Origin of the sequence: Pseudomonas frederiksbergensis (assembly GCF_003732275.1) — a bacterium.
GTDB lineage: Bacteria > Pseudomonadota > Gammaproteobacteria > Pseudomonadales > Pseudomonadaceae > Aquipseudomonas > Aquipseudomonas frederiksbergensis_H.
Genome location: NZ_MOBM01000039.1, coordinates 241,481 through 259,276, shown reverse-complemented (window position 1 = coordinate 259,276; position 17,796 = coordinate 241,481). Strand labels below are relative to the sequence as shown.

The 17,796-nt window shown below is 58.7% G+C and carries 16 protein-coding genes and 1 pseudogene; 8 read left to right on the top strand and 9 right to left on the bottom strand.

Features of this window, described 5'->3' with window-relative positions:
• Positions 1-216 precede the first annotated feature (216 nt).
• The 6 genes from bamJ to BK662_RS27150 all read left to right on the top strand — a co-directional run bounded on the left by bamJ (position 217) and on the right by BK662_RS27150 (position 3,721).
• The gene (gene bamJ, locus BK662_RS27175) at positions 217-930 is read left to right on the top strand and encodes a BamJ family beta-barrel-assembly machinery protein (protein WP_123360121.1); all 714 of its coding nucleotides are present in this window, start codon (positions 217-219) and stop codon (positions 928-930) included.
• A 294-nt stretch (positions 931-1,224) separates the two neighbouring features.
• The gene (locus tag BK662_RS27170; protein WP_123360120.1) at positions 1,225-1,680 is read left to right on the top strand and encodes a YkvA family protein; all 456 of its coding nucleotides are present in this window, start codon (positions 1,225-1,227) and stop codon (positions 1,678-1,680) included.
• Between the two features lie 111 nt (positions 1,681-1,791).
• On the top strand, positions 1,792-2,133 hold the full coding sequence (locus BK662_RS27165; RefSeq protein ID WP_123360119.1) for a helix-turn-helix domain-containing protein: 342 nt from the start codon (positions 1,792-1,794) through the stop codon (positions 2,131-2,133).
• A complete protein-coding gene (locus tag BK662_RS27160; protein WP_007898892.1) occupies positions 2,130-2,501 on the top strand; it encodes a hypothetical protein in 372 nt (123 codons plus the stop codon). Before BK662_RS27165 ends, BK662_RS27160 begins: the two co-directional genes overlap by 4 nt.
• Entirely contained in the window at positions 2,502-2,909 is a 408-nt protein-coding gene (locus BK662_RS27155; RefSeq protein ID WP_123360118.1) for an SEL1-like repeat protein, read from the top strand.
• 488 nt (positions 2,910-3,397) lie between these two features.
• Positions 3,398-3,721 carry a hypothetical protein gene (locus BK662_RS27150; RefSeq protein WP_123360117.1) on the top strand — a complete coding sequence of 108 codons (324 nt, stop codon included), beginning with the start codon at positions 3,398-3,400 and terminating at the stop codon, positions 3,719-3,721.
• 164 nt (positions 3,722-3,885) lie between these two features.
• Here BK662_RS27150 and BK662_RS27145 read toward each other — a convergent pair.
• Together BK662_RS27145 and BK662_RS27140 are read right to left on the bottom strand one after the other, a co-directional pair.
• Positions 3,886-5,606, bottom strand: a pseudogene (locus BK662_RS27145) (bifunctional diguanylate cyclase/phosphodiesterase).
• A 145-nt stretch (positions 5,607-5,751) separates the two neighbouring features.
• Entirely contained in the window at positions 5,752-7,833 is a 2,082-nt protein-coding gene (locus BK662_RS27140; RefSeq protein ID WP_185047193.1) for a carboxy terminal-processing peptidase, read from the bottom strand.
• Between the two features lie 138 nt (positions 7,834-7,971).
• Here BK662_RS27140 and BK662_RS27135 point away from each other — a divergent pair, with 138 nt between their 5' ends.
• On the top strand, positions 7,972-8,934 hold the full coding sequence (locus BK662_RS27135) for a zinc-binding dehydrogenase (protein WP_123360115.1): 963 nt from the start codon (positions 7,972-7,974) through the stop codon (positions 8,932-8,934).
• 113 nt (positions 8,935-9,047) lie between these two features.
• Here BK662_RS27135 and BK662_RS27130 read toward each other — a convergent pair whose 3' ends face one another.
• The 6 genes from BK662_RS27130 to BK662_RS27100 all read right to left on the bottom strand — a co-directional run bounded on the left by BK662_RS27130 (position 9,048) and on the right by BK662_RS27100 (position 14,408).
• Positions 9,048-9,701 carry an HAD family hydrolase gene (locus tag BK662_RS27130; RefSeq protein WP_123360114.1) on the bottom strand — a complete coding sequence of 218 codons (654 nt, stop codon included), beginning with the start codon at positions 9,699-9,701 and terminating at the stop codon, positions 9,048-9,050.
• Between the two features lie 34 nt (positions 9,702-9,735).
• Positions 9,736-10,725, bottom strand: a complete 990-nt coding sequence (locus tag BK662_RS27125) for an ABC transporter ATP-binding protein (RefSeq protein ID WP_123360113.1) — start codon at positions 10,723-10,725, stop codon at positions 9,736-9,738.
• Positions 10,722-11,522 carry an ABC transporter permease gene (locus BK662_RS27120; protein WP_123360112.1) on the bottom strand — a complete coding sequence of 267 codons (801 nt, stop codon included), beginning with the start codon at positions 11,520-11,522 and terminating at the stop codon, positions 10,722-10,724. The genes BK662_RS27125 and BK662_RS27120 overlap by 4 nt, the downstream gene beginning before the upstream one ends.
• Positions 11,509-12,345, bottom strand: coding sequence for an ABC transporter permease (locus tag BK662_RS27115; protein WP_185047203.1), 837 nt, complete (start codon positions 12,343-12,345; stop codon positions 11,509-11,511). The genes BK662_RS27120 and BK662_RS27115 overlap by 14 nt, the downstream gene beginning before the upstream one ends.
• Before the next feature lie 5 nt (positions 12,346-12,350).
• Positions 12,351-13,157, bottom strand: a complete 807-nt coding sequence (locus tag BK662_RS27110; RefSeq protein ID WP_123360110.1) for an alkaline phosphatase family protein — start codon at positions 13,155-13,157, stop codon at positions 12,351-12,353.
• A 186-nt stretch (positions 13,158-13,343) separates the two neighbouring features.
• Positions 13,344-14,408 carry an ABC transporter substrate-binding protein gene (locus BK662_RS27100; RefSeq protein ID WP_123360109.1) on the bottom strand — a complete coding sequence of 355 codons (1,065 nt, stop codon included), beginning with the start codon at positions 14,406-14,408 and terminating at the stop codon, positions 13,344-13,346.
• A gap of 350 nt (positions 14,409-14,758) precedes the next feature.
• On the opposite strand from BK662_RS27100, the gene BK662_RS27095 reads away from it, so the two are divergent.
• On the top strand, positions 14,759-15,472 hold the full coding sequence (locus tag BK662_RS27095; protein WP_123360108.1) for a UTRA domain-containing protein: 714 nt from the start codon (positions 14,759-14,761) through the stop codon (positions 15,470-15,472).
• A 120-nt stretch (positions 15,473-15,592) separates the two neighbouring features.
• On the opposite strand, the gene BK662_RS27090 is transcribed toward BK662_RS27095, so the two are convergent.
• Positions 15,593-17,749 (bottom strand): mechanosensitive ion channel family protein, encoded by a 2,157-nt coding sequence (locus BK662_RS27090; RefSeq protein WP_123360107.1) that lies wholly within the window; start codon positions 17,747-17,749, stop codon positions 15,593-15,595.
• Positions 17,750-17,796 lie beyond the last annotated feature (47 nt).

Sequence of the window (17,796 nt, the reverse complement as noted above, 5' to 3'; positions counted from 1 at the left end):
GGCAAGAGGCCATTACGTCAGAGGCTGTGGGAACCGGTCCTTGAGTCTGTAAGAGCCAAATGACAGAAGCTTCATCGTTCTATGGCCGAAATGCGTTTAAACACCTGAACTTATCAGACGTTTCCTGCTCTCATGCCGGTAGCCATTGGTCGTGGCGGCCTGATAAGCTCGCGGCTTTACTCGATTGCCCTTTAGGCGCATGAACAAGGAAATAGCATGAAACAGCATCGGTTGGCGGCGGCGGTGGCCCTGGTTGGCCTGGTACTTGCGGGTTGTGATTCGCAGACCAGCGTAGAGCTGAAAACCCCGGCGCAAAAAGCTTCCTACGGTATCGGCCTGAACATGGGCAAAAGCCTGGCTCAGGAAGGCATGGATGACCTGGATTCCAAAGCGGTAGCCCAAGGCATCGAAGATGCCGTCGGCAAGAAAGAACAGAAGCTGAAAGATGAAGAATTGGTCGAAGCCTTCGCCGCACTGCAAAAGCGTGCCGAAGAGCGTTTGGCCAAGATGAGCGAAGAGTCGGCAGCCGCCGGCAAGAAGTTCCTTGAAGAAAACGGCAAGAAAGCGGGCGTCGTCACTACGGCTTCCGGCTTGCAATACGAAGTGGTCAAGAAGGCCGATGGCGCACAGCCCAAGCCGACCGACGTAGTGACTGTTCACTACACCGGTAAATTGACCAACGGCACCGTTTTCGACAGTTCCGTCGAGCGCGGCAGCCCGATCGATCTGCCGGTCAGCGGTGTGATTCCGGGTTGGGTCGAAGGCCTGCAACTGATGCACGTTGGCGAGAAGTACAAACTGTACATCCCTAGCGAACTGGCTTACGGCGCCCAAAGCCCAAGCCCGGCGATTCCAGCCAACTCGGTGCTGGTATTCGACCTGGAACTGCTGGCCATCAAGGATCCAGCAAAACAAGACGCCGCCAAGTAATCAGCGTCTGCTCGAAAAACAACGCCTCGCTTATGCGGGGCGTTGTTGCATCTGGGGTTCAGGGGAGGTAAACAAAGCGAACGGATGCGGTACGCTGGAGTCATAGCCAGTGAGGACGTCATAGCTAGACGGGCCGAGGCGCCAAGTCAATGAAATCTTGGGTTTTTTTATGTGAGTAAAAAACGCCCGATCTGAGTCAGGCCCTTATGAAACGGGGCTTTCAGCGATGAAATGCAGCTCTGTTCACAAGGTTATCCACAATTTGTGTGGATAACATTTCAGTGGGAGGAACAAATGAAAACGCCCTGGAATTTCGCTCGTTTCCTGCCTCTGGCCGGACGCCTGCTCGCCCGTGGTCGTTTGCCGACCCTGCTGTTCGCTGTTGCCAGCAAAGGCGCGAGCCAGGGCAATCGCCTGGGTAAACTCAAAGATGATCTGCGTTTGTTGCAGGCACTCTGCCTGGCCTACTGGCGTGGCGAGTACCGGGCCATCAGCCCAAAAGCAATGGTCTCGGTGGTGGCCGGCCTGATGTATTTCCTGAGCCCGGTGGATGCCATCCCGGATTTCATCCCGGTATTCGGCATGCTCGACGACATTGCCGTGCTGGCCTGGTTGATGAAAGTCCTCGATGACGAACTCAACGCCTTCCGTGCCTGGCGCAAGCGTCAGCTGCCGGAAAAGCTCGCGGTGGTCGAACGCCTGCCTGATACCCCGGAACAACTGCAACTTCAGGGCCCGAAAAAAACCTGAACCGATTCAGGATCATCCATATTCATACCCCCGCGACCTTGGCCGCTGTTAGGATTACACTTCTAGGGAAAAGCGCCGACTCGCTAAGTGTCGTTGTCCTACGGGGTAGTCATGGATATTCAGATAATTACACGCGAAGGCGAACCCGAATATGCGGTTCTGCCATGGGCTCAGTATCAGGCTCTACTGAAAGCAGCAGGCATCAAGCAACAACCACCGCGCGACGCCACAGTGCCTCCCGCGGCGGCATCCGACCAGATTCTTCCGGGTCTGGATCAACTACGCAATTTGCGCGAAGGGAAGGGCATCGCCATTGAGGCGCTGGCCCGCACGGTAGGCATCAGCCCGTCATATCTCGCCTTGATCGAAAGCGGTGAGCGTCAACCCGACGCTGCTATTCGCCGCAGCCTCGCCTGGGAATTGACGGTGCCAGGATGGAGGGATGAATCGTGAGCGTACGCATCAGTCGTCAACATTGGGACGGATTGTTGGGGGAGCTGGATCAGGCGCGTCGTCAGCGCCATCTTTTGACTTATCGGGCGTTGCTGGAGCGTTTGCAGCTACCCACGCCGGCCATGCAAACCTTGACCGCAGCCCTTGAGCACCTGGCGGCGCTGGATGCCAGAGCCGAGCAGCCGTTGCGCAGCTCGTTGGTGATCAGCCAGGGCGCCAGCCGCTTGCCGCGCACCGGCTTCTTCGAATGTGTCGAGCGCCTCGGGCGCTTTTCCGGCCCGTCCGATGGCGTGGCTGCCGCGTCCTGGCATGCCTCGGAAGTGGTGCGGGTGTTCGAATACGAGTACCCCGAGTCGGCGGAAGCCTGAGTGTTTTTACGACTCAAGGCGCGGGCCAGTTACTGGCTGGCTCGCCGGTTGTTCCACTGGTCGTGGTTTGTGCGTCAGCCGCGAGGCTGGAGTTGGCTTGAGGGCCAGTTCGCCCGCATGGCGAACCTGGGTGATGTCGGCGCCCAGAGCTTCTACGGCCACATTCTGACCTTTCGCGGCGTCGGTCTTGGGGCACGCGAGGAGGGGGTGCGATTACTGCGCCTGGCGGCTTTGGCGGGGGATGGCAAGGCGGCCTATCAGGTTGGCGTGATCAGCCTCGCGGGAACGCCGAGCAAGGCGCCGGATCCGGTTGAAGCCGCTCGCTGGTGGGAAATGGCGGCGAAGGCCGGGCATCCGCTGGCTGAGATCAAATTGAAAGAATTGGCGTCTCGTGGTTCTGCAGATTAAACCATTGTGTGTCTGACAAACGAACGTGGCGTGAGGGAAACCTTCCGCCACGTTTGCGTTTTTACCTGCTTGTTGATTAATGGAGTGATCATTAGCGAATCGCCCCACATCAACATCATCCTTTCCTGACTTCTTTCCTGATCGATCCCCCGCAAAGTCTCGCGCGTTTATTGCCGGGCAGATCCATCGGAGATTTCCTTCAAGTTGTAGCTGTTTGCATGAACTGGTGCGCGATGCGCTCCATCGATAGTCTTGGGGTTGTCACTGCAAATTCAGTGACAGGGCGTGGAAGCCCTTCTATCGTTAGGCGCATCAAGCGCCACCAGTTCGGCGTTTTTTATCGTCTGTGTTTTATGGTGGCTGTGCGCGGGGCGCTTTCGAGTGCGCCAGGTGCCTAACGTCCTGGTCTTCCACACCTGCGTACAGCCGCCACCTATTGCGTGGAAGTGATTTCTGGCGGCTCCAATCCATACGTTAGGAATCAAATAATGACGGCAATTACCCCTGATCCACCCTACGAAAAACCAATTCCCCACCCCAAAAGCCGCTTCATGGCGCTCACCAGCAACTGCACCGACATGCCCACCCTGTTCGTCGATACCCACGCGCCACTCGATATCTTGACCGACGCCGCCAGCTATCGAATTCGTGCCGTCACCCAGGTGCTTGAGAACCTATCCATGCGCGGCTCAGTCGAGTGTGATTCGACGATACTCAGCGACTTTGCCTTGCTCTGTGCCATTCCACTGCGCGATGGGTGTGATGTGCTGGATGTGATTGGGCGACGGTTGCGGGCTCGGCCTTCGGAGTAGCGTCGCGCGGGTTTTTGTGGCGAGGGAGCTTGCTCCCGCTGGGCTGCGCAGCAGCCCCAAAACCTGACATCCGGTTTTTCAGGCATACCGCAGTGTTTGGTTTGGCGACTGCTGCGCAGTCGAACGGGAGCAAGCTCCCTCACCACAAGAGCAAGATCAAAAGATCACCGATGACCTGAGATCAGTGCCTCTTCGACGACAGGCACCGCCAAGCTATCAATCACATGCACGCTATACCCCGGCACATTCTTCGCGTGATGCTTGGCCTGTGATGCCATTTCCGCCAACTGGCTCGCATCGAGTTGTCCGCAGGCCTGTGGATGCAAATGCACCACGCCGATGGACAGCGACAGCAATGGAAACTCTTGCCTTATGCCCTGGCGATTGGGAGCGATGAAGCAGCCGGCTTCCAGGTGTTCGCTACGATAGAAGCGTCGGCATTGGCTGTGGAAGTCATCCAGCAGTTGATTCAGGCGCTTGCGCCAGTCTTCCGGGCCGAGTACCAGCAGGAAGTCATCGCCGCCGATATGGCCGACGAAATCGCGGGAAGGGTCGACGCGATCGTTCAGGCATTGCGCCAGGCACAGTAGGACTTCATCCCCGCGACCGTAGCCGTAGATGTCGTTGAAGGGTTTGAAGCTGTCGATGTCCACGTAGCAGATCACCGATTCCCGTTCCTGTTGCAGCAGCCGTGTCAGGCACTGCTGGATCGGTACGTTGCCCGGCAGCAGGGTGAGCGGGTTGGCGTAGCGGGCTTGCTGGATTTTCAGTTCGGTAATCAGCTTGAGCACGTCGATCACTCGGCCCAACCCCAGATAGCCGCCGTTGAGGGTGATGATGAAGTCTTCTTCGATGCGCTGACGGGCGCGGCTGGTGATCAGGCGGCTGACCTGTTGCAGCGACTGGCTCAGCTCCACGGCGAGGAAGTCGTCGCTCATCAAGCGGCTGATGGGCTTGCGGGCGAACAGGTCGGTGGCAAAGGGCTTGAGCAGGGCATCCGAGAGCGAATGACGGTGGACGATGCCGCAGGGCTGGCCCTGTTCGTCGAGCACCGCCAGGGAGTTCAGGTTGGCCTGGCGGCGGAAGGCTTCCAGCACGGTGGCGGTCGGGGTGTCGTTGGTCACCGCCGGTTGGTCGTTGAGCAGGGCACTGAGGTCACTGACTTCATCGTTCAGAGCCACCGCAGTGCTGTCTTTTTTGGGCATCAAGGTTCGAGCATCGCGAGGTGGGTGCTCCTGGGGCCGGCAGAGCAGATAACCCTGGACCAGATCGACGCCCATTTCGGTCAATACCGCCAGTTCTTCCGGCAATTCGATGCCTTCGGCGATCACTTTTGCCCGCGAAGCCTTGGCGATCTGCAGGATCGAGCCGACGAACTCACGCTTGAGCGCGTCCTGGTGAATGCCGTCGATAAAGTGCCGATCGATCTTGACGTAATCCGGGCGCAATTCAGACCAGAGCCGCAAGCTCGAATAGCCCGCACCCAGATCATCCAGCGCAATGGAAAAACCCATCGCGCGATAGTGATGCAGGGCGGTTTGCAGCAACTGGAAATCGTCGGTCGGTGTCTGTTCGGTGAGTTCGATCACCACCTGGCTCGGTGGTATGCCGAAATCCTGCAGCAGTTGCAGAGTGCGTCCGGGTTGGTGGGCGGCTTCGAGCAGGGATTCCGGGGATACATTGAGGAAGAGTTTGCCGGGCAGTTGCTGTTCATTGAAACGGGGGCGATGGGGGAGTGCAGCGCACTATTGGAGGGGCCACGGCTGAGGGCTTCGTAACCGATGATGCATCGTTCGGAGAGGGAAATGATTGGCTGGAACAGGCTGTGCAAACCGCTTTGAGTCAGTATCGAGCTCAAGGCACTCAGCTGTTCGGTCGTGGTCATGGCGTTCTCTGGCGATAAAAAAAGGACTGGGCGTACACTCGTTAAAGAGCACGCCCAGTCCTGTATTTCACGACAGAATGATGACTGTTTGATGACGCTCCGGGGAGCGTTGGCATTAAATTGCCATCATTTTGGTTGTAATAACTTAATGCTTGGCAACCGCGGTGTTGAGTTTCAAGTAATCCAGCAGAATCCGCCCGGTCTCGCTCAGGTAGGCATCGTCTTCTGGCTTGGTCTTGTCCTGCTCCGCCGCGATGGCATCCTCGTCTTCTTTCTTCAACTCTTTGAGCGGCTCTTCGCCCTTGGCCTTGCGACGGATGTTTTCCATGACAAGCTGCTTGGCTTCGATATCGGCATGTTGTGCGCGACGGTCGGCCTCATTGAGGCTGACGGTTTTTTCGCTCATCAACTTCTGCGCCAGGGCCAGTTTGTCGCGGATGAACACGAACTCCGCGTCCTTGGCCGTGCGCACGTCATGCTCGGACTTGAGCTGCGTGATGTACGGTTTGAACGGGTCAAGCGCAGGCTTGATGGCCGCACGAATGGTATCCCATGGCATGGCTTCCGGCAGGGCGCTTTCACCGATTTCCTTGGTGTCGATGATCGACGGGTAGTCGATGTCCGGCAGCACGCCCTGATGCTGGGTGCTCTGGCCGGAAACCCGGTAGAACTTGGCCAGGGTCAGTTTCAGTTCGCCATGGTTCAGCGGCTGAATGGTCTGCACGGTGCCTTTACCGAAGGTCTGGCCGCCGATGATCAGTGCGCGGTGGTAGTCCTGCATGGCGCCGGCGAAAATCTCCGAAGCCGAGGCGGACAAACGGTTGACCAGCAACGCCATCGGGCCTTTGTAGAATGCGCCCGGGTTTTCATCTTCCAGTACATCGACCCGGCCGTCGGCGTTACGCACCAGTACGGTCGGACCTTTGTCGATGAACAGACTGGTCAGCTCTGTGGCTTCCTGCAAGGAACCGCCGCCGTTGTTGCGCAGATCGATGACCACGCCGTCGACCTTGTCTTTCTGCAGCTCGGTCAGCAGCTTCTTGACGTCGCGGGTGGTGCTCTTGTAGTCCGGATCGCCGGCACGGAAGGCCTTGAAGTCCAGGTAGAAGGCCGGGATCTCGATGACGCCGAGCTTGTAGTCCTTGCCATCCTGCTTGAGGTTGAGGACCGACTTCTTCACCGCCTGGTCTTCGAGCTTCACCGCTTCGCGGGTGATCGGCACGATCTTGGTGGTCTGGTCGTTCGGCGCATTGCTGGCCGGAATCACTTCCAGGCGCACCACGGTGCCTTTCGGCCCACGAATCAGCTTGACCACTTCGTCCAGGCGCCAGCCGACCACGTCGACCATCTCTTTGTTGCCCTGGGCCACGCCGATGATCTTGTCGGCCGGTGCAACCTGCTTGGTCTTGTCGGCCGGGCCGGCAGGCACCAGGCGCACGACTTTCACTTGATCGTTATCGCTCTGCAACACGGCGCCGATGCCCTCGAGGGACAGGCTCATGTTGATGTCGAAGTTTTCCGCGTTATCCGGCGACAGATAGTTGGTGTGCGGGTCGTAGGACATGGCAAAGGTGTTGATGTATGCCTGGAAGATGTCTTCCGCACGGGTCTGGTCCAGACGCGTCAGCTGATTCTTGTAACGCTTGGTCAAGGTTTCCTGAATCTGCTTCGACTCTTTGCCGGAGATCTTCATCCGCAGCACTTCGTCCTTGACGCGTTTGCGCCACAGGTCGTCCAGTTCTGCGGGGGTCTTGAGCCAAGGGGCATCCTTTCGATCGACCAGCAAGGTTTCCTTGGTGGTGAAATCGATCTTGTCGACGCCTTTGTTCAGCTCGGCAAGGGCAAAGTCCAGACGCGCCTTGACGCGGTCCAGGTAGCGCTTGTAGATGGTGAACCCGGCGTTCAGGTCGCCGCTTTTGAGGAAGTCGTCAAACTGGGTTTTCCATTTGTCGAATTCGGCAATATCGCTGGCCATGAAGTAGCTGCGCGATGGATCCAGCAGCTTGATATAGCTGTCGTAGATGATCGCGGAGCGTGCATCGTCGAGCGGTGGTTTGCTGTAATGGTGACGCTTGAGCAACTCGACGACGTTCAGACTGGCGATGACTTCATCACGATCGGGCTGAAGCTTGTCCCAGCTGTTGGCTGCGAACGAATTGCTCGACATCGGCAAAAGACCGAGACCAATGACAAGAGCGAGGGCGGTGCTGGGGAGCAGATGCTTCATGCTGATTCGACGCGGGGACAATTGATAACGCATATTAGGCCGTCTTTGAAGTCGCCGGATCCACAAGGACCGGTCGCATAATGCAAAAAGCCCGGCGCTACAGCTTCGGGCTCAGTCCAGACTCACTATGGAGGCACTGTGAAAGCATTGCAAGGCGTTGAGGGGCGAGTGGAGTGGGTTGAAGAGCCGAGTCCTACGTGCGATGTAGGACAAGTTCGCATCCGAGTAGCGGCAGCAGGACTCAATCGCGCCGATTTGTTACAGAAAGCAGGACTTTACCCGCCACCGCCGGGGGCCAGTCAAGTACTGGGTCTTGAGTGTTCCGGGGTGATCAGCGAGGTCGGCCCGGGCTCATCCTGGCAAGTGGGTGATCGGGTTTGCGCCTTGCTGGCCGGGGGCGGGATGGCCGAAGAGGTAGTTGTCGACGGACGGCATGTGTTGCCGGTTCCCGAAGGTTTGTCTCTGGCCGAGGCGGCAGCATTGCCGGAAGTGTATGCGACCGTTTGGCTGAATTTGTTTCAACTGGCTGCGCTCAAACCGGGTGAGAAAGTTCTCCTGCACGCCGGGGCGAGTGGAATCGGTTCAGCTGCCATTCAGCTGTGCAAGGCGTTTGGTAACCCGTGCTGGGTCAGCGTCGGTTCTGCCGAGCGTCTGGCTTACTGCGAAGCGTTGGGTGCGCAGGGCGGGGTAGTGCGCAATGGCGATCTGGATAGCTTGAATGATCTTGCGCCGTTCGACGTAATCCTCGACCCGGTGGGTGGCAACTATGCAGCGTTGAACCTCAAACTGCTGGCTCGCGATGGACGTTGGGTGCTGATCGGCTTGATGGGCGGTCGTGAGGCGCAGCTGGATCTGGCGCAGGTGTTGGCCAAACGCGTGCAACTGCTGGGTTCGACCCTGCGCAGTCGCGACGAGCAGTTCAAGGCCGATTTGTTCAGCGATCTTGGCCAGCATGTCTGGCCGCTGTTTGCCGAAGGGCGTTTGAGCCCGCAACTGGCCAAGACGTTTGCGATCAAGGATGCCGAAGCGGCGTTTGCGGAACTGGCGGCCAATAAGGTGTCGGGCAAGTTGGTGTTGGTGATTGATGAAAGCCTGACCTGAAATCAGGTTGGCAGCCAAAAGATCGCAGCCTCGCTTCGCTCGACAGCTCCTACAGGTGTAAGCAATCCATTTGTAGGAGCTGTCGAGCGAAGCGAGGCTGCGATCTTTTGCTTTTATTTCCAGATATGGATCGGCCAGCCGGCCTTTTCGGCGTGTTCGAGCAGCACCGGATCCGGGTTCACCACGTGTGGGAAATCCACCTTCAGCAGCAGCGGCAAATCGTTGCGTGAGTCGGAATAGAAACTCGCGCCTTCCAGGTTTTCCTCTTCGGCATCCAGCCATTCCAGCAACCGGGTGATCTTGCCTTCGCGGTAGGTCAACGTGCCAACGGTATTGCCGCTGTACACCCCGTGCAGCAGTTCCAGCTCAATGCCGAGAATCTCGTCGATGCCCAGACGGTCGGCAATCGGCTTGACCAAATGCGTGCCCGAGGCCGAGATCACCAGAATCCGGTCGCCGGCCTTGCGGTGGGCGGCAATGGCTTTGGTGGCGTCGCTGAAGATGATCGGCTCGATGAAGTCTTCCACCCACGGTGCCACCAAGTGCTCGAGCTCTTCCGGCGTGCGACCGATCATCGGTTCCAGACTGAAGGTCATGTACTCCTCCATCCGCAACTTGCCGTGGCTGTAAGCGTCCATCAGTTCGTTGTTCTGACGCATGAACGACTCGGGATCGACCCAGCCCAGTCGACCCATTTGCTCGCTCCAGAGGGTGGCGCAGTCGCCGTGGATCAGGGTTTCGTCCAGATCAAAAATTGCCAGGGCCATCAGTGCAGTTCTCTCTTCAACATCAGCAAAGTCATCAGGCTACCTCACACAGGGCCGTCGGATCGATGGAAAGCGCCAGGCGCTGACCATCGGGATGCAGGTCGGCCGCCGAACGGTTCAGCACATCCACCACCAATTCCACGCCCCGGGCTTCGACCCGGTAGCGAATCACGTTGCCCAACAGGCTGTGGCTGCGAATCTGCGCGTCGAGTGCGCCGTTCAGGCTCAGTTCAATGGCTTCCGGGCGAATGGCGAGGCGATGGGTGATCGGTCGTTGCAACAGTCTCGTCGCGCTGTCGGCGTCCAGCAGGTTGTAGTTGCCGATGAAGCCTGCGGCAAAAACATCGACTGGCGCGGTGTAGAGAGTTTCGGCATCGCCGCTTTGTACGATCTTTCCCTGATTCATCAGGAAGATTCGGTCAGACATGGTCAGGGCTTCTTCCTGATCGTGAGTGACGAAGATCGTGGTCAGCCCCAGTTCGCGCTGGATCTGACGGATCTGTTCGCGCAGGTGCTTGCGAATCCGCGCGTCCAGCGCCGACAGCGGCTCATCCAGCAACAACAACCGAGGCCGGGTCACCAGCGAGCGAGCCAAGGCGACACGTTGGCACTGGCCACCGGACAGTTGATGCGGGTAACGGGCGGCGAAGTCATTGAGCTCCACCAGTGTCAGTACTTCGGCGACGCGCTTGTGGCTGTCGTCGGCGTTGACCTTCTGCATGCGCAAACCGAAGGCGACGTTCTGCTCCACGGTCATGTTCGGGAACAGCGCATAACTCTGGAACACCATGCCGATCCCGCGTTTTTGCGGGCTCAGCGGGACGAGGTCCTGATCCTCCAGCAGAATCTTGCCGCCGTCCACCGAGGTCAGGCCGGCGATGCAGCGCAGCAGGGTGGACTTGCCGCAACCGGACGGGCCTAGAAGGGTAACGAATTCACCTTTTTTGACTTCGCAGTTGATGTCGCTGAACACCGTGGTGCCGGCGTAGTTTTTCTGTAGATGTTGGACGCTGACATAGCTCATTCGCTTTTGTCCTTGTTCAAGATATTGGCAGCCCAGGTCAGAACCAGCACAAAGAAGAAATAGGAGATCACCAGCGCACTGGTGAAGTGGCCGCTGCTGTTACGCATATTGTTGAGGTAGACCTGCAGGGTTTCGTAACGGGTGCCGACGAGAATGTTGGCGAACACAAACTCACCGAACAGGAACGAGAACGACAGCAGCAACGCCACCATCAAACCCTTGCGCAGGTTCGGCAGCACCACCAAAAATGCCGCTTGCCAAGTGCTGGCGCCGAGCAGTTGCGCGGCGTCCATCAGGTCGCGCAGGTTGATCGCTTGCAGGTTGTTGGTGATCGCCCGGTACATGAACGGCAGCGCCACGGTGAAGTAGCAACCGATCAGAATCCACGGCGTGCCAACCATCGCGAACGGCCCCGAACCGTAAAGCTGCAACAGCCCCACCGACGACACCACCGGCGGCACCGCGAAGGGCAGCAGGATCAGGATGTTCATCAATGCGTCGAGTTTCGGGAAGTGGTAATGCACCACGAACAGCAGCGGCAGAATCAGCACCACCGACAAAATCAGCGAGCCGACGCAGACCAGCAACGACTGGCCGAACGCGTCGAGAAAGCGCGGATCGCTCCACAGCTGGATGTACCACTTGAAGGTAAAACCGCTGGGCATAATCGTCGCGGACCAACTGCTGGAGATCGAGTAGATCAGCGTTCCGAGCAGCGGCAACAGCAGAATGGCAAACAGCAAATACGCCACGACGCGGTGATAGACACCGACGGGCCCCAGTTCAACGCGAGACATGGTAGCTCCTCTTCAACAGCAGCTGATGCACAATGGTCACCAGGGTCATCAACGCCACCAGCACCACGGCCAAGGCACTGGCCAGGTTCGGGTCGAGGGAAATGTCGCCGGAGACCATCGCCGCAATGCGGATCGGCAATACGTTGAAGTTGCCGGTGGTCAGGGCGTAGACCGTGGCGTACGCGCCGAGGGCGTTGGCCAGCAGGATTACGAATGTGCCGAGCAGCGCCGGGGTCAGCACCGGCAAACCGATGTGTCGCCAGAATTGCCAGCCGTTGGCGCCAAGCAACGCAGCGGACTCACGCCAGTCTTCGCGCAGGGCATCGAAAGCCGGGTAGAGCAGCAGCACGCCCAAGGGAATCTGGAAGTAGGTATAGAGAATGATCAGACCGGTTTTCGAGTACAGGTTGAAGTCCTGAATGATCCCGGCTTGTTTGAGCATGATGGTGAAGGTGCCGTTGAACCCCAGCAAAATGATGAACGCAAAGGCCAGGGGCACGCCGGCGAAGTTGCTGGTCATGTTGGCGAAGGCATTGACGAAGTTGCGCAGTTTCGAGTCGACCCGACGCAGGGAGTAGGCGCCGAGTACGGCGATGATGATGCCGAACACGCTGGACCAGAAACTGATCTCGAGGCTGTACTGGATCGCCTGCAAATAGAACTTCGAGTTGAAGATTTTGCTGAAGTTGGCCAGGCCCCAGCCGAACTCTTCCGATTGCAGGCTGTTGATCATCACCCAGAGCAGCGGGGCAATCTGGAACACGAAGAAGAAAATCGCAAAGGGCACCAGGCACAGAACGGCCAGCCATTTACCGCGGGTCATGGCGTTCACTTGAGCAGCTCCCGGCACACAGGTTTGTCGTGGGGCACGCCCAGTAGTTCGCAGACGGTACCGCAGATTTCGGTCTGTTTCGGTGCGGCGTTTTGGTTGAAGCTGAAGGCATCGCCGAGGACGAACAGCGGCACTTCGCGTTCTTCGGGCAGCAGGCCGTTGTGCGAGCGGTCGTTGTTCATGCCGTGGTCAGCTGTCACCAGCACCTGGTAACCGGCGTCGAGCCAGCCTTGCAGGTAATCGGCGAGGATGATGTCGACTGAGCGAGCGCTATTGCGATACTGCGGGGTGTCGAGGCCGTGCTTGTGCCCGGCGTCGTCGATGTTCATGGGGTGGACCAATAAAAAGTTCGGTGTGTGGCGCAGACGCAGGTGTTCCGCGTCGGCGAACAGGTGCGAGTCCGGGTAGTGGTCGCTCCAGTAAAAGTGACCGTGCTGGATCGGCAGTTTGGGGTCATCGGTATGACGATCCCGGGCGGCCACGAACGGCGAGCGGTTATACAACTCGCTGACCCAGTGATAGGCCGCGGCCGCGGTTTTCAGGCCTGCGTCGGTGGCGTAGTGGTAGATGCTGCGCTGGTTGGACAGGCGCGAGATGTTGTTGTGAACAATGCCGCTGTCGATCGGCGTAACGCCGGTCAGGATGCATTCATAAAGCGGTCGGGACAGGGCCGGCAGTTCGCACTCCAGTTTGTAGAGTGTCGCGCGTCCTGCGCCAACGTAAGCCTGCAGATGCCCCATGGCGTGGCGCGCGACTTCGTAATTGAGGCCGTCGAGCACGACAAGGATGACGTTGTGCTTCATAGGGCTGGGACTCCGCAAAACAGGTATTCGAAAAGGCTCAGACCGTACGCGGTCGAGTGTGGGAGCGGGCTTGCTCGCGAAAGCGGCGGGTCAGTCAACAAAGGTGTTGAATGTAAGTCCGCCTTCGCGAGCAAGCCCGCTCCCACATTGGATCTCCATCAGATCCCCGAATGGGGATCTACGGTGTTACGGCATGTTGATGATGACTTCTTCCTGCCACTTCTGCGGCAGCGACTTGGAGGTCTTTTCCCATGCATCGGCGTCTTTGATCGGCGTAACCTTTTTGTACTGCTCGTTAGGCAGCAGCTTGGCCTTGACCTCTTCCGGCAGCTTCAGGTGTTCGGCGCGGATCGGACGGGCGTTGCCTTTCGCCAGGTTGATTTGGCCGGCATCGCTGAAGATGTATTCGCGGGTCAGCTTGGCGGCGTTCGGGTTCTTCGCGTATTTGTTGATGATGGTGGTGTAACCGGAAATCACCGAGCCGTCGGACGGAATCAGCACGATGTAGTCATCCGGATTCGCCATCTTGGCCTTGTAGCTCAAACCGTTGAAGTCCCAGACCACACCGACTTCGATTTCACCCTTTTCCATGGTGGCGATCGTCGGGTTGGCCATGGACAGGCGGCCTTGCTTGGCGATGTCAGCGAACAGCAACAGGGCTGGCTGAATGTTTTTCTCGTCACCACCGTTGGCGAGGGCGGCGGCCAGTACACCGTTGGCCGCCTGGGCCGCGGTGCTCACGTCACCGATAGAGACTTTGTACTTGCCAGTCTTGAGGTCGGCCCATTTGGTCGGTGCTTCAGAACCGTGCAGCAGTTTTTTGTTGACGATAAACGCGATGGTGCCGGTGTAGGCCAGCGCCCAGTTACCGTCCTTGTCCTTGGCCCAATCCGGAATCTGTTCCCAGGTAGTTGGCTTGTAAGGTTGCACCACGCCCTGCTTGACCGAGATCGGGCCGAAGGCGGCACCGACGTCGCCGATGTCGGCGCTGGCATTGTCTTTTTCGGCGGCGAACTTGGCGATTTCCTGGGCCGAGCTCATATCGGTGTCGATGTGTTTCAGGCCATATTTCTTGGCCAGGTCTTCCCAGGTGCCTTTCCAGTTGGCCCAGTCATCGGGCATGCCGACGCTGTTGACTGCGCCTTCCGCTTTCGCAGCGGCTTCCAGGGTTTTCAGATCATCCGCCGCCATGGCGGTGGTGCACAGGGCAATGGTCGAGCCTAACAGTGATGCCAGGAAAAACTGTTTCATCCGAAGCTCCTTTGGGCGTTTTCAACGCTGCGATTGCGGTTGTGTTGGTCTAGGTCAGCAATACCTGAGCCAATTTAGGCGGGTTGGATGACATTTTGATGTCGACGACCGGTCGGCCTGAATTTTCTGCGCTCGGATACGCGGGGTGCGAGATAAGCGTAGACCATGGCTAAAGAGCTGATATGAAAGGGACTTGGCCATAAAATTGCAGGTGTCTGGCGCAACCGTTCGGCGGCTTTGTCATCTGTCAGTCATGTGCAGTGCCTAGGCTTGCAGGCAGTTGAAGGAACCGATTTGAATCACGGTTCTGCCCTGAATCAGTGCTGGTCTAGTCCAGATAGGTAACGTTGATGCGCATCGAGACAACTAAAGCGGTGACAGCCATCGGGCAGGTTCTGCAGGAACAGCTCGACCATGGGCTGTTGGCGCCCGGGAGCAAGTTGCCGGCGGAGCGCAAGCTCAGTGAGTTGTTCGGTACCACGCGGATCACCGTGCGTGAGGCATTGTTGCAACTGGAAGCCCAGGGCCAGATTTATCGCGAGGAGCGACGCGGCTGGTTCGTGTCGCCACCGCGACTGGCTTATAACCTGATGCAGCGCAGCCACTTTCACGCGATGGTCAGTGCGCAGGGGCGGGTGCCGTCCACCGAGGTGATTTCGGCGCGGTTGCAACCGGCGTCGGCGGCGGTGTGTGCCTGGTTGCAGTTGCCGGCGCTGTCGAGCGTGATCCAGATCTGCCGCTCGCGACGGATTGACGGGCGATTGGTGCTGTATGTGGAGCACTATCTTAACCCGCAGTTTTTCCCGGGGATTCTGGACTTCGATCTGAATCAGTCGATGACCGAGCTGTATGCGCGGCATTACGACTTGCACTACGGGCGGGTGCGTTTCGAGATTGTGCCGACGGCGTTGTCGGTGGACGCGGCGGCGGCTTTACGGGTGTCGGTGGGCAGCCCGGGGTTGCGGATTGCCCGGGTCAATTACGATCAACATCAACGACTGATCGACTGTGACCTGGAGTTCTGGCGCCATGATGCGATTCATGTCGGGGTGGATGTGGTTTAGTTCGCAGAAAAACCGAGTCGCCGCCATCGCGAGCAGGCTCGCTCCCACAATGGATCTATGTCGTTCACAAAACCCCATGTGGGAGCGAGCCTGCTCGCGATGGCGGCCTGACAGCCAAGGCTATTCTTTCTGCGGCCCACCCGTCGCCGTGGCAACGTGGACACTCATCCGCGGCGTCGCCAGATCCAGCCCGGCTTCATCCAGATGTCGCTTGAGCGACAGGTTGAATGCCCGGGAAACTTCCCACTGCTTGATCGGCGCAGTCTTGAAGCGCGCGCGAAGAATCGCGTTGCCGGACTCGAAACTTTCGACACCCTGAATCTCCAGCGGCGACCAGATGTTTCGCCGTTGCAGCGGGTCGGTGCGCATTTTCTGGCCGACCTCGCGCATCAGTTTGATCGCCTCGTCGATGTCCATGTTGGAGGGCACCGCCACCCGGAAGATCGCGTAGCCGAATTCCCGGGAGTAGTTCTTGATGCTTTTGATTTCACTGAACGGAATGGTATGGACGATGCCGTCGATGTCCCGCAGGCGCACGGTGCGGATGGTCAGCCCTTCGACCGTGCCCAGATGGCCGCCGACGTCCACGTAGTCGTCGATGGCCAGGGAGTCTTCAATGATAATGAACAGCCCGGTGATCAGGTCGGCCACCAGCGACTGCGCGCCGAAACCGATGGCCAGACCGATCACGCCGGCACCGGCCAGCAACGGCGTGACATTCATGCCCATGTTCGCCAGGGCGACGATCAGCGCAATGATGAAAATCGCCACGAACAGCACGTTGCGGATCAGCGGCATCATCGTCTGCGCCCGGGCATTGGCCAGGCCTTTGCGCGAGCGGGTGAGGGCGTGATGCACGGCGGTGTCGCTGAGGATCCAGATCAGCCAGGCAAAAATCAGCGTGCCACTGAGGCTGAACAGTTTGACGCTGACTTCATGGCCTTCGCCTTCGGTGAAGCGGATCAACGACATTCCCCAGACCCGCAGGCCGAGTTCGATGAATGCCAGCCACACCAGCAGATGAGCGAGGGTGTAGAAAAAGCTTTTCAGGCGATCCGAATACAGCGCGTGGCGCTTTACGCTGCGTTGCGGTTTGAGTGAGTGGCGGCGCACCAACCCGTTGATGACCATGCACAACACCAGCAGCACAGTGCAGATCAGTGACTGACGCAAGGCCGTGCTGGTATCGCCGGCGGAGACGAAGGTGGCAAACAGCGAGATGCCCACCAGCACCAGCGCGGGCAGATACCAAAAGGTGCCGAGGATTTCGATCGTGTCGCTCAAGGCTCGACGAGTCAGGCGCCGGGACAATGGTTGGTTGCGGATCAAGTGGGCGATGGGCCGACGGAAAAGCAGAATGAAAAAACCGGTGAAGATCGCTGCCAACACATTGGCGAACGTCGCTGCTGTGTGCGCCAGGTGACTGCCGAGGCTTTCAACCAGGCGTGGATCGCTCAGGGCTTCACCGAAGGCGGCGAAACTGCCGATCAGCCACAACGGGCGGAAGGCCTGATGCCGCAGGATGTACAAGGCGCGATGGCGATGCGGGCCATCCAGCACGGAGAACGCAATCACGCAGATCGCCGAGAAACAGGTACCGACCACCAGCGCATAGGCCAGCACCATGGCCAGGCTTTTGCCCAATGACGAAGGCAGGGCGTAGGTCATGTAAACCGTCATGACCAAGGCAATCAGCCACGGCCCGAGTTTGCGCAAGGCGAAGCGCAACATGTCCAGGGCCTTGGGGTGTTGCGGCAATTCTTCGGTGAGGCCAAAGCGCATGCGCACCCGGTGACCGAGCCAGATCAGGGCGGCGGCCAGCAGGCTCCAGACCATCAGGATCACAGCGAACGCGAAGATGATCGGCAGCCATTCATTGGCCGGCAGCATCAGCGCCGCCAGTTCATCCTTGGCCAGATCGACCTCTTCGGACCAGCGATTGAGAGGGCTGTCGGCGCCGGAAAATTGCTTCTCGAAACCAGCCAGCGTGCCGCCGATCAGCCCCAGCACGCCTTCTTCAGTGGTCGGCTGAGCCTTTTGGGTGACGTCGCGAAGTTTTTTCAGGTCCGTCAGTAGCTGGGTGCGCTGCTGATCGTTTTCCAGGGATTTGATGACTTCGTCCAGCGACTGCCCCAGCGGCGCTTGTGCTTGCGGCTGGGTTTTCGCCGAGCCGTTGAGCAGCCCCGGCAAACTGACTGCCTGGGCAGGTGCCATCGGCAGCAGTGTCATCAGGCAGACAAGAAACAAACACGGCAGGGCAAAAAGACGAGCGAACACTAGGCGGTCAACCTCGGATGAGCGAATCGGCCGAGTGTACGAGCCCG